The organism is Paraburkholderia haematera (assembly GCF_905220975.1).
Lineage (GTDB): Bacteria > Pseudomonadota > Gammaproteobacteria > Burkholderiales > Burkholderiaceae > Paraburkholderia > Paraburkholderia haematera.
Map to the genome: position 1 here is coordinate 18235 of NZ_CAJNBK010000016.1, position 16291 is coordinate 34525.

Below are 16291 nucleotides of genomic sequence, written 5' to 3' on the forward strand. Positions count from 1 at the left end.
AGCTAACGGCCGCCGTGCACCAGGTCGTGCCGGCGGCAACACACTCCATCATCGCGATCCGGACGCACCCAAAACCTGCCCATTAACGGTTTGACCGTACATTGAGTGCGGCGAGTCATGGAACTGTGCGCGCGTCGCTTCAACTGAGCCCACAAAGCGCGGATCTTGCGGACGTTCATGGCTATCCATAAACGTCGCCACATCCCACGCCTGCTGGTCCGTCAGCGTTCCAGCCAGCCCCAACGGCATATTCGCCTTGATGAAACCGGCTGCGTTCTGAATGTCGCCCATGCCGGCGCCCCAATTGAACGAATGAGCGCCCCACAGCGGCGGGAAAACGGCTTGCCCCCCGCTCGACTGTCCCTGTCCATCGGCACCGTGACATAGCACACAGTGCTGTGCGTAGATGGCGCTGCCTCTCGCGTAGTCCGCCTTTTGCGCGGGCGCGGGAAGTTTAGGATAGCCTTGGCCCGGCAGCTTTTCGCCAACCGGTGCGCCTTTCGCCAGCCAGTAAGCGTACGACTCCAATGCCACGAGCACCGGATCGCCGAGCGGAGGTGCCTTGCCGTTCATGCTGTACATGAAGCATCCCTGAAGGCGTTCGGCGAACGAATTCACGTGTCCGTTCTTGCTTCGATAGGCGGGGTACAAAGGATAGGCGGCCCAAAGCGGACCCGAATCCGCCTTGCGACCTGCATCGAGGTGGCAGCTGGCACAGTTCAGCGTGTTACCGACGTACTTCCCGGCAAACGATTGAGTATGCGTAAAGACCTGCTCGCCCAGTTTGACCGATTTGCCGAAACCGTCGGTCGGCATGCGCGATTCTCCCGGTGGCGCGAACGGCTTTACGGTTGAGGACGCAGGGGCTTGCGCAGAAGAAGCGGGCAATGCCGGCATGTCGCCGTTGGCAGCCAGGCACAAGCCGGCAACCGCACTCAACACACCGGCGAGTACGCCGCGAGACAAACGGTTTCGATTGATCATTGCTTGCCCCCGTTCGCAGACACCCCTTCGGCCGGCGCTCCAGTGCCACCATAGTAGGCGGCGACAGCCGTGATATCCGTATCGGAGAGCTTGCTCGCGACGGCTGTCATCAACGCCATGGGCCCAGGCGGCCGGGTGCCGCTCTGCCAACTGTGGAGCTGGCTCGCTATATAGGACGCCGGTTGGCCAGCCAGTGGCGGAAACGCGGCACCCACACCGATTCCGCCCGGTCCATGGCACTGCGCACAGGCAGGCAGACCCTCAGCCCAGCGTCCGCGTGTGGCGATCCATGCGCCGGTGTCCGAAGGCTGGACTGACTCGTTGTCACTCGCTTTTATACCTGGGGGCGGCGGCAGCCCGGCGAAGTACTGCGCAACCGCATCACGTTCGCGTGCGGACAACAATTTCGCCGTTGGTTGCATGATCGGGTTCTGGCGCGTCCCGTCCGCGAACGCCGTCAATTGGGCCGACAGATAGGGCGCGCTGACGCCCGCAAGACGCGGAAAGCCTGCCGCCGCGTTGCCTTCGCCCTGCGAACCATGACAACTGATGCACGCGGCGACACCCTTCGCCGTGCCCTGCATCGCGATGGTTTGTCCCATGCTGAGGTCGTCCGCGTGAGCACCGGACATCGCTAACACCGTGCCCACTATGGCCAGATGCGTGGTCAGGTATCTGCGCTTCACTTTCACGACCGAATCGTCCACGTCGTCTCCTTCGAATTTTCGCGAGTTGCAATCCGCTCAGGCATCGGTGTCCAGCTAGCGTTCGACTGTTCTCATCGAATCGCCACAGCGCATCATCGCATGGTCGAACTCGACGCCTGGTGGATTGGCTGCTGCGCGAGAAATCGGCTGCTAAATTGCCACTGCCCGTTTGATTTTGCGAAGATTAACAATATTGCGTGCCTGAACCTGTCAGCGAAACGCGCAGACGTCGCGTTATATCAATCAGTGCCGTGCGGGCGCGCGACACTGATCGACACCACCTCGTCTCACACCTACAGGATCAGCGATGAAAATAGCGTTTCTTTCCATGGCAGTGGCGACCGGATTGCTCTTTGCAACGGCTGGCTATGCGCAGGTCCCGGCCAGCGCGCCGGCCGGATCAACAGCCCTCTGCAAGGACGGTACGTCCTATTCGGGCGCTTCAAAAAAGGGCGCCTGCGCGGGTCATAAAGGTGTGAAGACCTGGTACGGTGCATCGGGTGCTGCATCCGGTGCCACAGCGGCGGCCGCTAGCGCTCCCGCAAGTGTGACCCCCGCTGTCGCTCCGGTCGCCGCAAGCAGCGCAAAACCGGCGGCAGCCGGTGGCGGCCCCGGCCAAGTATGGGTTAACACGAGCACCAAGGTCTACCACTGCCCGACCGACAAGTACTACGGCAAGACCAAGAATGGTGCATACATGACTGAGGCGGATGCAAAGGCCAAGGGTTTCCACGCCGATCACGGAAAAGCCTGCCAATAAAAATCGCCAGGTATAGAGACATAAAACAGAGACACAAAAAACAGAAAGCCCTCGCGATGGAGGGCTTTCCTTTTTACTACCGTTCCCAGACTTCATTACAGCGATCAGTTCGGACGTTCAATTTTGTTTGAAATCCGAACTATATTGTCACGCTGCAACCGGCCAACTCACGCGAAGTTCTTCGACGCGAATGCCCAGTTGACGATGTTCCAGTACGCTTCAACAAACTTCGGACGCGCGTTGCGGTAATCGATGTAGTACGCGTGTTCCCACACGTCGATGGTCAGCAGTGCCTTCGCGTCCGTGGTCAGCGGCGTAGCAGCGTTGCTCGTCGACACCAGGTCGAGCGAACCGTCGGCCTTCTTCACCAGCCATGCCCAGCCCGAGCCGAACGTGCCGACTGCGGTCTTGGCGAATTCTTCCTTGAACTTGTCGAACGAACCCCACTTGGCATTGATCGCGTCAGCCAGTGCGCCGGTCGGTGCACCGCCACCTTGCGGCGACAGGCTATTCCAGAAGAACGTGTGGTTCCACACTTGAGCAGCGTTATTGAAAATGCCGCCCGATGCCTTCTTGACGATCTCTTCGAGCGACAGATTCTCGAACTCCGTGCCCTTGATCAGATTGTTCAGGTTGGTCACATAGGTCTGGTGGTGCTTGCCGTAGTGATACTCGAGCGTCTCTTCCGACATGTTCGGAACGAGTGCGTTTTTTGCGAACGGCAGCGGCGGGAGCGTATGTTCCATGGTGCTTTCCTTCTGTCTGTATCTGTTGTGGGGGAGTCTGCGGATAACGCTATTGAGCACTGGATTGTAGGCGAGTTGGAATAACCCCGCAAACCAACGGACTTTATGCCAGGCATCGGCAAACGTGCCCCACACATAGCGTAATTAGTGCTTTCGCACGAGCCGTGCCTGCCCCATGCGAAAGTCAAAAATACGCGCTGGCGCGCTGTCGGCGAAGTGTCAGAAACCGTCGGTCAGGCGCGGTTGCACATCGGCGAGGGCAATGTCCGCAGCCCCTTCGGCGAGATGCACCGTGAGGCGCCGCCCCGGTTTCAGCGACGACGGCGAGCGCACCGCGCGGCCGCTCTGGGCATCGAGCACGGCGGCATAGCCACGCTCCAGGGTGCGCTGCGGACTCAGTACTTCGAGCCGCGCGGCCAGTGTGTCGATACGCGCGGACCGACGTTCATGCTGGCGTAACAATGCAGCGTCCAGACGCTGCGAGAGATTACCGAGCTTCGCCTGATGCGCCGCGAGATCAGGACGCCAGCGCTGCCAGCGCATCTGCAGCAGAGAAAAACGCGCTCGGGCGTCACGCACGGGACGCGCGCCCGCCGACGCCAGCCGCACGCTCAATTGCTGCAGGTGCGTGCGCTGCCGCGCGAGCCGCTCGACCGGCGAGACGAGACGTCGCGCGAGCCAGTCGAGTTGCTGGGCGCGGCGCTCCATCATGCGGCCAAACCCGCGCGCGAGCGTCGCATGCCGATGATCGAGCTCGCGCAGCAACAGCACGCGCTGCGGGCTGACGAGTTCGGCGGCACCGGTGGGCGTCGGTGCGCGCACGTCGGCGGCGAAGTCGGCAATCGTGAAATCGGTTTCGTGACCCACGCCGCTGACCACCGGAATGGCGCTTTCAGCAATCGCGCGCGCCAGCACTTCTTCGTTGAACGCCCACAGGTCTTCAATCGAGCCGCCACCGCGGCACACGATCAGCACATCGACTTCGCGGCGCGTGCTGGCCGCCTCGACCATCGCGGCCAGCCTGGCGCTGGCGCCCACGCCCTGCACCGGTGCCGGATAGACAATCACCGGTATGTGCGGCGCGCGACGAGACAACGTGGTCAACACGTCACGCAACGCCGCGGCCTGTAGCGACGTCACAATACCGATCGCACGCGGATGGGCCGGCAAAGCACGTTTGCGTTCGGCGGCAAAGAGACCTTCGGCTTCGAGTTGCGCCTTCAGCTTGAGAAAGGCTTCATAAAGACGCCCCTGGCCCGTGCGGCGCACCGCTTCCACATTCAGTTGCAGTTCACCGCGCGGCTCGTACATCGTCACCAGTGCGCGCACCTCGATGCGGTCGCCTTCGCGCGGCGTGAACTCCGCGTATTGCGCGCGACCGCGGAACATCACGCAGCGCATCTGCGCCTGAGCGTCCTTGATCGAGAAATACCAGTGGCCGCTCGCGGCACGCGTGAAGTTCGACACTTCCCCCGCTACCCAGACAAGCGGAAACGAGCGTTCGAGCATCGTGCCAATCGCACGATTGAGCGCGGAAACGGGGACGACAACTTCACCGCCGGGCGTAGCCGACGAAGCAAAAGGGCTTTCGGGATTCATGCGAGGAATATCTGTGACGGGCCGGACAGACGATAGACCGAGTGGCCATCGGCGTCCAGCGCAGCGGCTTAATTGTTAAAAGTGTCCACATGTCGGGAGCCGTTAGACGAATACCGCCAAAACGCCCGCCAGACCGTGTGATTTGGAAGCATGTCGTTGATTTATATGGATTTTGCATCTCGTTAATGAGAGCGATTGCCGATACGAAGCGCTCGGCACGGCCCTTCCAGCCCATCGACAGGCAGGTTCTCCACAAAGTTATCCACAGGCTGCGGGTAGCGCCAGAAGCGACGACCTGGCATGCGGCGCGCGGCGCCCGACTTGCCGGGCGGGACGCACGCGCGCTAGAGTGTCGGGTTCGACAGCAAGCCGAACGCCCCGCAGCGCTCGTCATTGCGGCACACTGACGGCAGATGGCGGGCACGCGGCGCGAACGCGTCGGATGCCGCCGCCGCTTCGCCTTTTCGCTTCACTTTTCGATTGTCCGGAGAACCGCGTTGATGCTTGCCCCGCGTATCGCAGCTAGCGCTTCCGCGCCGCCGTCCCGCCTCCTTCGGGCGTGCGGTGGATCGCCCGTCCTTGCAGTTCGCCAATGAGCGAACTGAACGACCGTCTCGAAGCGCGCCTTGCGCGTGAGTGGCAGCACCGCGGCGCGCTTGCGTGGGCGCTGACGCCCTTCGCGTGCCTGTTCGGCGCGATTGCCGCTGCACGCCGCGCCGCTTTCTCGTTCGGCTGGCTGAAATCCGTGCGCATTGGCGTGCCCGTGGTGGTGGTCGGCAACGTAACCGTCGGCGGCACCGGCAAGACGCCGACGGTCATCGCGCTGGTCGAAGCCTTGCGCGCCGCTGGCTTTAAGCCCGGGGTGGTATCGCGTGGCTATGGCGCACGCGTCAAGGGACCGACGCCGGTTCTCGCGACGTCGGCAGCGAGCGTCGGCGGCGACGAACCGCTGCTGATCGCGCGCCGTACCGGCGCACCGGTGTGGGTCTGCCCGGATCGGGTCGCGGCCGCGCAAGCGCTGTGCGCCGCGCATCGCGAAGTCGACGTGATCGTCAGCGACGACGGCTTGCAGCACTACCGTCTCGCCCGCGACGCCGAACTGGTGGTCTTCGATCACCGGCTCGGCGGTAACGGTTTTCTGCTGCCGGCCGGTCCGCTGCGCGAGCCGCTATCGCGCCGCCGCGATGCGACGCTGATCAACGATCCGTACGCCCGCACGCTGCCCGCCTGGCCGAACACGTTCGCGCTGCAACTCGCGCCCGCCGACGCCTGGCATCTCGACAACCCCGGTCTGCGCCGCCCGCTCGCGCAATTCAGCGGCGATCGCGTGCTGGCCGCGGCCGGCATCGGAGCGCCGGAGCGTTTTTTCGCGACGCTGCGCGCCGCCGGTCTCTCCCCCACCACCCGCGCCTTGCCGGATCACTACGCGTTCGAGCGCAATCCTTTTGCGGACGTCGACGCGGACGCCATCCTGATAACCGAAAAGGATGCGGTAAAATTGGGGTCCTGGCACGACGCGCGCATCTGGGTTGTCCCTGTCGAAGCCGCGCTCGATCATCGCCTCATTGCATTAGTTGTGGAGAAAGTCCGTGGACGCTCGCCTGCTTGAAATTCTCGTCTGCCCGATCTGCAAGGGCCCGCTCAGCTACGACCGTTCTGCTCAGGAACTGATCTGCAACGCGGACAAGCTTGCCTATCCGATCCGCGACGGCATTCCCGTGATGCTGGTCGACGAAGCGCGGCAGACCGTGGAAGGCACGCCGGTCGATCTGAATCCGGGCTCCGTCGCCTGAGTCGGCTTTACCCGGCGCGGGGCGGGTGCGAGACAGAACCATGCGGCGCAACTCGCCGCTCTGATTTGCGCCTGCCATCCGCATTTGCCGTCTTTCCCATCAGCGCCCGCAGTGTACGTGCGAGCGTTTTCCTCCGGTTTCATCGCCGCTCGTCCTTCCGATGACCAACGCTAACGTCACCGCTCCTCCGTTCATCGCCGTCGTGCCGGCCCGGCTCGCCTCGACGCGCCTGCCCAACAAACCGCTCGCCGACATCGGCGGCAAGCCGATGGTGGTGCGGGTCGCCGAGCGCGCACGCGAATCGGGCGCGCAACAGGTGCTGATCGCCTCCGACGCGCAAGCGGTGCTGGACGTAGCCCGCGAGCACGGCTTCGAAGCCGTGCTGACGCGCGCCGATCATCCGTCGGGCACCGACCGTCTCGCGGAAGTAGCGGCGCAGTTTGGTTGGAGCGACGAGACGATCGTGGTGAACGTTCAGGGCGACGAGCCGCTGATCGACCCGGCGCTCGTGTGCGGCGTGGCGTCGCATCTGGCGTCGAGCCACGGCTGCGCAATCGCCACCGCCGCGCATCCGATCACCGATCCTGCGGAAATATTCAATCCGAACGTCGTCAAGGTCGTGCTCGACGCGCGTGGCGTCGCACTGTATTTTTCGCGCGCGCCGATTCCATGGGCTCGCGACGCGTATCAGCCGCATTGGCCCGACGTGGCGTCGATGCCCGCGCCGCCGGCCCCGGCAGTCGTCCACCGGCATATCGGCCTGTACGCGTATCGCGCCCAATTCCTGCGCACGTACCCGAGTCTCGCGATCTCGCCGATCGAGCAGGTCGAGGCGCTCGAACAGCTGCGCGCGATGTGGCACGGCGAGCGAATCGCGGTGCTCGTCACCCGGAATGCACCGCTGCCGGGCGTCGACACGCCCGCCGATCTCGCGCGCGTGCAGGCTTTATTCGGGGCTTGAGCGTAAAAACCCATGGCATAATCGGACGGTTGTGCGCGCCTCCCGTTAAATGCGAGAGCCAGGGTTTGCCCCGGTCGCGCCGTTGTCGCCTTGCAGCGCCGTCGTATTCGACGTGCAGCGCGAGACCTGAAACGGCAGCCGACGCGGGTCCCTCGGCGATTCGTGGGATGGCTGCAGCGCCGCCAAAGAATTCACATAGATCTGGAGATATCACATGCGTTTGATCCTTTTGGGTGCGCCCGGCGCGGGTAAGGGCACTCAGGCAACTTTCATCAAGGAAAAGTTCGGCATTCCGCAAATTTCCACCGGTGACATGCTGCGCGCCGCCGTTAAGGCAGGCACGCCGCTCGGCCTTGAAGCCAAGCGCTTCATGGATGCCGGTGAACTGGTCACAGACGAGCTGATCATCAACCTGGTGAAGGAACGCCTGCAAGAGTGTGATTGCGCGAACGGTTATCTGTTCGACGGTTTTCCGCGCACCATTCCGCAAGCTGAAGCCATGAAGCAGGCAGGCGTCGCAATCGATTACGTGCTGGAAATCGACGTGCCGTTCGACGAGATCATCATGCGCATGAGCGGCCGCCGCTCGCACGCGGCGTCGGGCCGTACGTACCATGTCAAGTTCAACCCGCCGAAGGTTGAAGGTGTGGACGACGTGACGGGCGAACCGCTGATCCAGCGCGACGACGACAAGGAAGAAACGGTCAAGAAGCGCCTCGACGTGTATGTTGCGCAAACCAAGCCGCTGATCGAGTACTACAACACCTGGGCGCAAAACGGCGACCCGGCGACACCGCTGAAGGCGCCGCAATATCGCCGCATTTCGGGCCTCGGCTCGGTCGACGAAATTCGCAACCGCGCGTTCGATGCGTTGAAGTAATCTCGCGTCTGCAGTTGCCGATTGAAAAACCCGCCCATGCCGGCGGGTTTTTTATTGCGCGCTGCGTGGCGTGCGCTTTCTCACGATCGCCGTTGTCGATCATGCTCAGCATTAATTAGCCGTCCGTATCAGTGCGGCGGTGCCACGCGCCGTCGGCAAGGCCCTCAGACGGCCGGCGCCTTACTTCGCTTTCCGCATTGCAGCATAGCCGCTACAATCGATCATCGAAAAGATATTCGATCGAGACATTACTGAACTGAAGCAAAGGAGCAGATATGGAGATTCGTGACAACGTATTCCTGATCACCGGCGGTGCATCGGGCCTCGGCGCGGCCACAGCGCGCCTTTTCGTCGAGAACGGCGGCAAGGTGGTGCTGGCCGATCTGAATCAGGATGCCGGTGAGGCGCTCGCGAAGGAACTCGGCGGCGTGTTCGTCAAATGCGACGTGAGCCGCGAAGACGACGCCACGCAAGCAGTCGAAGCCGCCACCCAGCTCGGCACGCTGCGCGGACTGATCAATTGCGCGGGCGTTGCGCCTGCCATCAAGACGGTCGGCAAAGACGGGCCGCATCCGCTCGACTCGTTCGCTCGCACCATCTCCATCAATCTGATCGGCACCTTCAACATGATCCGGCTCGCCGCCGCGGCCATGTCGAAGAACGAACCGAACGCGAATGGCGAACGTGGCGTGATCATCAACACGGCATCGGTGGCGGCGTTTGACGGGCAAATCGGCCAGGCCGCTTATGCTGCGTCCAAGAGCGGCGTGGTCGGCATGACCTTGCCGATCGCACGCGACCTGTCGCGCAACGCAATCCGCGTGATGACGATTGCTCCGGGCATCTTCGAAACGCCGATGCTGCTCGGCATGCCGCAGGAAGTGCAGGACGCGCTGGGCGCGATGGTGCCGTTCCCGCCGCGTCTGGGCAAACCGGCAGAGTACGCGATGCTGGCCAAGCAGATTTTCGACAATCCGATGCTCAACGGCGAAGTGATTCGTCTGGACGGCGCGATCCGGATGCAGCCGAAATAAGCGGTGTATACGGCGTGCCGCTTACCTTACTTTAGGCGGCTGCGCCAATGAAAAACGCCTGCCTGTGACTCAACGTGTGTCACAGGCAGGCGTTCTGTTTTGACCGGTTGAAAATTCAGTCGTGGTCGTCGTATTGGGTGCGCTGGCGCAGTTCATGCAACTGCGACTCCACCACTGTTGCGTCTTCCGCATCCGGCCGGTCGCCGAGATATCGCTCGAGATCTTCGAGCGCCGGTCGCAGATAATCGAGCCGCGCATAGGCGAAACCGCGATCGCGCACTTCCTCGATACTGTCCGGCAACAGGATCACAAGACGCTGTTGCACCGCCAACAGGCGCTGCCAGCGTTCCGTCTGAAGATAAGTCGACTTCAGATTGCGCAGCATGCGAGCGATGATCTCCCGGCGCGTGGCCGGTTGCAGCAACATACGCAGCGCCCGGCTCACCGACTCGCCCGCCGAGGCCACATACGGCTCCAGCATTTCCACCATCTCCGATTCGGACAGCGAATGCCCGCTGGTCGGATCGAGCATCACGTCGCCATCGGGCGTTGTCACGCGCAGCAGAAAGTGGCCGGGAAACGACACGCCGCGCACTGGAATGCCGATCTGCTCGGCCATCTCCAGATACAGCACGGCCAGCGAAATCGGAATGCCACGGCGCCGCTTGAGCACCGCATTCAGATGGCTGTTGTCGGGATCGTAATAATCGTTGAGGTTGCTGGCGAAACCCAGCTCGCGGAAGAAGAACCGATTCAGAATGCCGACCTTCTGCCTGATGTCGGCGTCGTCCGGCATGCGGCGCTGCAAACGCACGACCAGTTCGTCGATCTCGGCCAGCGTGCCTTGCAAATCGAGATCGGGATAAGCGTCCTGCGCGAGCGAGAGCGCCGCCTCGGTCAGCGGCAGGCTGTCATCTTCGGCAACCAGCGTGCTGAAATAGTCGAGAACTCGCGTCATCGTGATCACTTCACTCGCCTTTTGAAATACGCGTACTTGAAGCCCATCAGCCAAAGCATACCGAAATATAGCGCGGCGAACAGCACGAGGCACGCCCCCAGCAACGCGATGCGGTCGACCGGCCGGTTGTGCATGCCGATCCAGTCGAAGCTGATTGCGAGCCAATGCATCGTGCCGGCCAGTACCAGACAGGCGCCGCCCATCTGCACAAAGAATTTCAGCCAGCCGCTCGACGGGGTATAGATGCCGCGCTTGCGCAGACCGAGAAAGAGAAACAGCGCATTCACGCAAGCGCCGAGCCCGACGCTCAACGTGAGGCCCGCATGCGCGAAAATCGGCACGAATACGTAGTTGCTCAACTGCGTGACAATCAGTACGCCGACGCCGATTTTCACCGGCGTCTTGATGTCCTGCTTCGCGTAAAAACCCGGCGCGAGGATCTTGATGAGAATCAGGCCGATCAGGCCGATACCGTAGGCCGACAGCGCGCGGCCGACCATCACCACCGAGTTGCCGTCGAACTTGCCGTAGTGAAACAGCGTTGCGGTGAGCGGCTGGGCGAAGAAGAACAGCGCAACGGCGCTCGGTGCGGCCAGCAGGAAGGTCACGCGCAGCCCCCAGTCGAGCAGCGACGAATACTCGTGCGGATCGGCATCCACGTGCGCCTTCGACAGGCTCGGCAGCAGGATCGTGCCGAGCGCGACACCGAGCAGCGCCGTCGGAAACTCCATCAGGCGGTCGGCGTAATTGATCCACGAGACGGCGCCCGGACCGATGCGCGACGCAATATTGGTGTTGATGATCAGGCTGATCTGCGCGACTGACACGGCGAACATCGCCGGCACCATCTTCGACAGCACCCGCTTGACGCCGCGGTGCGCGAGCGCTTTCAGCGGATTCAGGCCGATGCGCGGCAGCATGTCGATCTTCTTCAGACCCGGCAGTTGCACGATGAATTGCAGCACACCGCCGGCAATCACCGCCCACGCGAGCGCATAGACCGGCGTTTGCAGGCGCGGCGCGACAAACACCGCCGCCAAGATGAAGGCGACGTTCAGCAGGACCGGTGCGAACGCGGGCAGCGAAAAGTTCTTGTACGTATTCAGCACACCGGACGCCAGCGACGTCAGCGAGATGAAAATGATGTACGGGAACATGATGCGCGTCATCGTGACCGCGAGCGCATACGCCTGACCTTCGTGCGCGAGCCCCGACGCGACGATGAACACCACGCCGGACGCCCCCACCACACCGATCAGGGAGAGAATGGCGAGCGCCCAGGCAAGCACGGTCGACGTGGCGTCGACGAGCGCTTTGGTGGCGTCGTGTCCTTGCTGGTTCTTGAACTCGGCAAGAATCGGCACGAAAGCCTGCGAGAACGCACCCTCGGCGGAAATGCGGCGCAGCAGGTTCGGAATGCGGAAGGCGACGTAAAACGCGTCAGTATATTGACTGGCGCCGAACGCGCGGGCGATCAGCGTTTCGCGGGCCAGACCGGTCACGCGCGACAGCAGCGTGAAGCCGCTGACCGTCAGCAGGGCTCGGAATAGATTCATGGGGCGCTTATTATACGGGTGCCGCAGGTGGGGACGACGAGCCGGAACGCGAATCGGACCGATTTGCGCCGCAGAGGTTCGTTCGGATGAGCGGATTGGGGCTTTTTTTGTTGCGTGCCGGACGCGTTGCGCGCCGGGCCAACCGCCCATTTGCCGGTCGCGTGGTCGCAGGCGTGTTCGCAGTCCGCCCCCTTCCCCACACGGGAACGCATAGAATCCTGGACCTTGCGCGGCAACCCGGCGTATCCGGATTGGCGATCCCCCGTTGCCACGTGCCTGATTTTGTTGCTATAATCGCCGGTTTCGAAGCTCGCTCAATTTTCGGACGGTTTTTTGGACTAGGTTCGGCCACGCCACAATACACGAGCGCGAACATCGCTCAAGCCGTATTGAGGAGGCGCCAACCAGCCTCGGAATACACCGGAACACGGGCCCGCCTTCGCGTAGTCCGATCGATTTTTCGAATTATTTCGACACTTTTGCGCTCTTGGGCAATCGCTTCCAAGAGTTCGATCTAAAAGCAGCACCTACCACTTGAAGGTCAGGTACTGGAAACAGGAACAGGATAAGGAACCGTCATGGCTAACACCGCACAAGCACGCAAGCGCGCCCGCCAGGCCGCCAAGGCTAACTCGCACAACTCGGCACTGCGCTCGAAGTTCCGCACGGCTATCAAGGCTGTCCGCAAGGCAATCGAAGCCGGCGACAAGGCTAAAGCCCTCGAAATCTTCCAGGCATCGTCGAAGACCATCGACATCATCGCCGACAAGAAAATCGTTCACAAGAACAAGGCAGCTCGCAACAAGAGCCGTCTGGCTGCAGCCCTCAAGGGTCTGCAAGCGCCCGCAGCGCAGTAAATTCGGTCAGCCCGCTTCGGTGGGCTACCTCCTGTTTCCGCTGCAACAGAAAAGCTCGCTTCGGCGGGCTTTTTTGCTTGGCACCGACCGCTCCGCACGGTACCGCGAGGCTCGTCCCGCGCGCAATTGACGGACCGCTCACCGAGACTTCGGCTTCGGCCATAAAAACCGCTCTACTTGCGGGTTTTTTCTTTTGCCGATCCGGCTGGCTTGCGCTAGATCACATGCCTTTTGGCTTGCGGCGTGGCATGCTCGAGTTGCAACTCGCATGCCTCGGTCACGAGAAGGTCGTTGTCTTTCGCGAAGTTCAGGACGAAATCGAAAGCCATTGGTTCGATGTCGCGCAAGCGCGAATCGAGAATGACGCATTTGAGGTCGCCGATCATGGTAGGTCGGACATACAACGAGTATTGCAGGTAAGCGTTCGGCCCCTTGCCGCCCGGGCTGGGACCGAAGCATGCCATGACGCCTGCGAGCCGCTCCGACCAATCGCTCGGCCGAAATTTTTTCCCGGTCGACGTGATGCCCTGAATGAAATATTCGGTTGGAGCTGCTTCGGCCATGTAGGAATACCTGTGTGACTGCCCAGCGGGATGACGGCAAAGCTGACTGCAAACCGGCTTTGGGATGCCTGAACACGTCGGCCACGCCTGAATGGCGGGCTGCGCCGCCAGAAATCGCGAAGGACCGCACAAGGCGCCTCGGCGCTCATCATGACGGCGCACCGCGAGGAAACGTTCCGGAACGCGCGAGCCGTGTCCCACAGGCTCAATACCGGCCTGCTGGGCTTAGGGATAACCGGTAGATTATAGCGCAGCGGACCTCTTTCCGCACCGCACACAAGCCTCGTTTGAGGGTTGCGAATGGCTTTCAGACAGCTTGTCCGGCCTTTTAGCCGACTCGTCAAACGGGGCGAAATCCTTTATGCTGCATTGAGTTACCACAAACGACGGCGGCGCCGTCCGGCAATCCTGCCGGGTGAGACCGCCGTATTTGTTTCATGACCGCCAAGAAAATTCGCCACTACCTGCAGTTCAAGGATTTCTCGCTGGAAGACTACGAGTACGTGCTGGAACGCGCGCGCATTCTGAAACGCAAATTCAAGAACTACGAGACCTACCACCCGCTGCACGATCGCACGCTGGCGATGATCTTCGAGAAAAATTCGACGCGCACGCGCCTGTCGTTCGAAGCCGGCATCTTCCAGCTGGGCGGCCACGCCGTCTTCATGAGCACACGTGACACGCAGCTCGGCCGCGGCGAGCCGATCGAAGACGCGGCGCAAGTGATCTCGCGCATGGTCGACATCATCATGATCCGCACGTTCGGCCAGGACATACTCCAGCGCTTCGCCGAGAATTCGCGCGTGCCGGTGATCAACGGGCTGACCAACGAATATCACCCGTGCCAGGTGCTGGCGGACATCTTCACGTACTTCGAGCATCGCGGTCCGATTCGCGACAAGACGGTCGCGTGGGTTGGTGACGCGAACAACATGCTGTACACGTGGATCGAAGCCGCCCAGATTCTCGGTTTCAAGCTGCGCTTGTCCACGCCGCCAGGTTACAAGCTCGACCCCGCCATGGTCGCGGCTGAAAGCGCACCGTTCTATCAGGAATTCGACGATCCGAACGAAGCCTGCACGGGCGCCGATCTGGTCACCACAGACGTGTGGACCAGCATGGGTTTCGAGGCCGAAAACGAAGCCCGCAAGAAAGCCTTCGCCGATTATTGCGTAGACGCCGACATGATGGCGCGCGCCAATTCTGATGCATTGTTCATGCACTGTCTGCCCGCCCATCGCGGCGAGGAAGTCAGTGCGGAAGTGATCGACGGCCCGCAAAGCGTCGTGTGGGACGAAGCGGAAAATCGTCTGCACGTGCAAAAGGCGTTGATGGAATACCTGCTGCTCGGCAAGCTCAATCACTGAGCGAGCCGCTGTTCAGCACCTTAAGCAACATCTGCGTGCAGCGCGACGGGGCCTTGAATACGAGGCGAGGCATCCACGTTTAGCGCCACGCATCGAGCCGGCGTCCACGGTTGCACGCAGACCCGGCTCACCCACCGCACCGTTCCAAAAACGCGGGCAAGCGGCGGTTTAGTGTCAAAATAGTGATTTTCCGCGCTCCGGAACCGCCGGTGCGCCTTGTTTTCCAGCTTTCTCCAGCTACGAGTTCACCATGAGCGATATCAACAAAGTCGTGCTCGCCTATTCGGGCGGCCTCGACACCTCCGTCATCCTGAAGTGGTTGCAGGACAATTACGACGCCGAAGTCGTCACGTTTACGGCCGACATCGGTCAGGGCGAAGAGCTGGAACCGGCGCGCAAAAAGGCCCTGCAACTCGGCATCAAGCAGGACAACATCTTCATCGAAGACCTGCGCGAAGAATTCGTGCGCGACTACGTGTTCCCGATGTTCCGCGCCAACACGATCTATGAAGGCGAGTACCTGCTGGGTACGTCGATCGCGCGTCCGCTGATCGCCAAGCGTCAGATCGAAATCGCCCGCGCCACCGGTGCACAAGCGGTCTCGCACGGCGCAACGGGCAAGGGCAACGACCAGGTTCGCTTTGAACTCGGTTACTACGCGCTGGAACCGGGCATCAAGGTGATCGCACCGTGGCGCGAATGGGATCTGCTGTCGCGCGAAAAGCTGCTGGCGTACGCCGAAAAGGCGGGCATTCCGATCGAAATGAAGCACAAGCAAGGCGGCGCGCCGTATTCGATGGACGCGAACCTGCTGCACATCTCGTTCGAAGGCCGTCACCTGGAAGACCCGAAGGCCGAGGCCGAAGCCGATATGTGGCGTTGGACGGTGTCGCCGGAACAGGCGCCCGACCAGGCTGAATACCTCGATATCGAGTACGAGCACGGCGACCCGGTCGCGATCAACGGCAAGCGTTTGTCGGCGGCTGAAATGCTGACCGAGTTGAACCGTTTGGGCGGCAAGCACGGTATCGGCCGTCTGGATCTGGTCGAAAACCGCTACGTCGGCATGAAGTCGCGCGGCTGCTATGAAACGCCGGGCGGCACGATCATGCTGAAGGCGCACCGCGGCATCGAGTCGATCACGCTCGACCGCGAAGTGGCCCACCTGAAAGACGACCTGATGGCGCGTTACGCTTCGCTGATTTACAACGGCTACTGGTGGAGCCCGGAGCGCCGCGCAATCCAGGTGCTGATCGACCATACGCAAGAGAAGGTCAACGGCTGGGTGCGTGTGAAGCTGTACAAGGGCAGCGTGTCGGTTGTCGCGCGCGATTCGAAGGAAACGCTGTTCGACAAGACCATCGCCACGTTCGACGACGACGGCGGCGCATACAACCAGGCCGACGCTGGCGGGTTCATCAAGCTGAACGCGCTGCGTATGCGGATTGCTGAGAACGCGCGTCGTCAGCGCGGTTAAGCGTTAGCATTCTGGTGAAGGCAAATTTCGCGCAAGCGAAGTTAAGCGC

At 61.8% G+C, this 16291-nt stretch carries 17 protein-coding genes; 9 read left to right on the top strand and 8 right to left on the bottom strand.

Features of this window, described 5'->3' with window-relative positions; translation table 11 throughout:
* Positions 1-48: 48 nt before the first annotated feature.
* Entirely contained in the window at positions 49-984 is a 936-nt protein-coding gene (locus KHO23_RS23600; RefSeq protein WP_211613686.1) for a c-type cytochrome, read from the bottom strand.
* Positions 981-1691 carry a c-type cytochrome gene (locus KHO23_RS23605; RefSeq protein WP_407946067.1) on the bottom strand — a complete coding sequence of 237 codons (711 nt, stop codon included), beginning with the start codon at positions 1689-1691 and terminating at the stop codon, positions 981-983. Before KHO23_RS23605 ends, KHO23_RS23600 begins: the two co-directional genes overlap by 4 nt.
* Positions 1692-1998: 307 nt before the next feature.
* Between KHO23_RS23605 and KHO23_RS23610 the strand changes: the two genes are divergently transcribed.
* Entirely contained in the window at positions 1999-2451 is a 453-nt protein-coding gene (locus KHO23_RS23610; protein ID WP_211613688.1) for a DUF3761 domain-containing protein, read from the top strand.
* Positions 2452-2618: 167 nt separating this feature from the next.
* Here the strand turns inward: KHO23_RS23610 and KHO23_RS23615 are convergent, their stop codons facing one another.
* The 3 genes from KHO23_RS23615 to KHO23_RS35475 all read right to left on the bottom strand — a co-directional run bounded on the left by KHO23_RS23615 (position 2619) and on the right by KHO23_RS35475 (position 5269).
* A complete protein-coding gene (locus tag KHO23_RS23615) occupies positions 2619-3197 on the bottom strand; it encodes a superoxide dismutase (protein WP_120289858.1) in 579 nt (192 codons plus the stop codon).
* A 219-nt stretch (positions 3198-3416) separates the two neighbouring features.
* Positions 3417-4796 (bottom strand): exodeoxyribonuclease VII large subunit, encoded by a 1380-nt coding sequence (gene xseA, locus KHO23_RS23620; protein WP_211613690.1) that lies wholly within the window; start codon positions 4794-4796, stop codon positions 3417-3419.
* A 344-nt stretch (positions 4797-5140) separates the two neighbouring features.
* Entirely contained in the window at positions 5141-5269 is a 129-nt protein-coding gene (locus tag KHO23_RS35475) for a hypothetical protein (protein ID WP_268963919.1), read from the bottom strand.
* 119 nt (positions 5270-5388) lie between these two features.
* Between KHO23_RS35475 and lpxK the strand changes: the two genes are divergently transcribed.
* The 5 genes from lpxK to KHO23_RS23645 all read left to right on the top strand — a co-directional run bounded on the left by lpxK (position 5389) and on the right by KHO23_RS23645 (position 9464).
* The gene (lpxK, locus tag KHO23_RS23625) at positions 5389-6405 is read left to right on the top strand and encodes a tetraacyldisaccharide 4'-kinase (RefSeq protein ID WP_211613692.1); all 1017 of its coding nucleotides are present in this window, start codon (positions 5389-5391) and stop codon (positions 6403-6405) included.
* Positions 6386-6589 carry a Trm112 family protein gene (locus tag KHO23_RS23630; RefSeq protein ID WP_006050060.1) on the top strand — a complete coding sequence of 68 codons (204 nt, stop codon included), beginning with the start codon at positions 6386-6388 and terminating at the stop codon, positions 6587-6589. The genes lpxK and KHO23_RS23630 overlap by 20 nt, the downstream gene beginning before the upstream one ends.
* A gap of 160 nt (positions 6590-6749) precedes the next feature.
* Entirely contained in the window at positions 6750-7550 is an 801-nt protein-coding gene (gene kdsB, locus KHO23_RS23635; RefSeq protein WP_211613694.1) for a 3-deoxy-manno-octulosonate cytidylyltransferase, read from the top strand.
* Positions 7551-7764: 214 nt separating this feature from the next.
* Entirely contained in the window at positions 7765-8430 is a 666-nt protein-coding gene (gene adk / locus KHO23_RS23640) for an adenylate kinase (RefSeq protein WP_211613696.1), read from the top strand.
* Between the two features lie 275 nt (positions 8431-8705).
* Positions 8706-9464, top strand: a complete 759-nt coding sequence (locus KHO23_RS23645; protein WP_211613698.1) for a 3-hydroxyacyl-CoA dehydrogenase — start codon at positions 8706-8708, stop codon at positions 9462-9464.
* 115 nt (positions 9465-9579) lie between these two features.
* Here the strand turns inward: KHO23_RS23645 and KHO23_RS23650 are convergent, their stop codons facing one another.
* Positions 9580-10422 carry a SirB1 family protein gene (locus KHO23_RS23650; RefSeq protein WP_211613877.1) on the bottom strand — a complete coding sequence of 281 codons (843 nt, stop codon included), beginning with the start codon at positions 10420-10422 and terminating at the stop codon, positions 9580-9582.
* A 5-nt stretch (positions 10423-10427) separates the two neighbouring features.
* Positions 10428-11978, bottom strand: a complete 1551-nt coding sequence (murJ, locus tag KHO23_RS23655) for a murein biosynthesis integral membrane protein MurJ (protein WP_211613700.1) — start codon at positions 11976-11978, stop codon at positions 10428-10430.
* Between the two features lie 578 nt (positions 11979-12556).
* Between murJ and rpsT the strand changes: the two genes are divergently transcribed.
* The gene (rpsT, locus tag KHO23_RS23660) at positions 12557-12835 is read left to right on the top strand and encodes a 30S ribosomal protein S20 (RefSeq protein WP_201070905.1); all 279 of its coding nucleotides are present in this window, start codon (positions 12557-12559) and stop codon (positions 12833-12835) included.
* Positions 12836-13050: 215 nt separating this feature from the next.
* Here the strand turns inward: rpsT and KHO23_RS23665 are convergent, their stop codons facing one another.
* Positions 13051-13398 carry a DUF3579 domain-containing protein gene (locus tag KHO23_RS23665; RefSeq protein WP_211613702.1) on the bottom strand — a complete coding sequence of 116 codons (348 nt, stop codon included), beginning with the start codon at positions 13396-13398 and terminating at the stop codon, positions 13051-13053.
* 437 nt (positions 13399-13835) lie between these two features.
* On the opposite strand from KHO23_RS23665, the gene argF reads away from it, so the two are divergent.
* Together argF and KHO23_RS23675 are read left to right on the top strand one after the other, a co-directional pair.
* The gene (argF, locus tag KHO23_RS23670; RefSeq protein ID WP_211613704.1) at positions 13836-14765 is read left to right on the top strand and encodes an ornithine carbamoyltransferase; all 930 of its coding nucleotides are present in this window, start codon (positions 13836-13838) and stop codon (positions 14763-14765) included.
* A gap of 250 nt (positions 14766-15015) precedes the next feature.
* Positions 15016-16242, top strand: a complete 1227-nt coding sequence (locus tag KHO23_RS23675; RefSeq protein ID WP_211613706.1) for an argininosuccinate synthase — start codon at positions 15016-15018, stop codon at positions 16240-16242.
* Positions 16243-16291 lie beyond the last annotated feature (49 nt).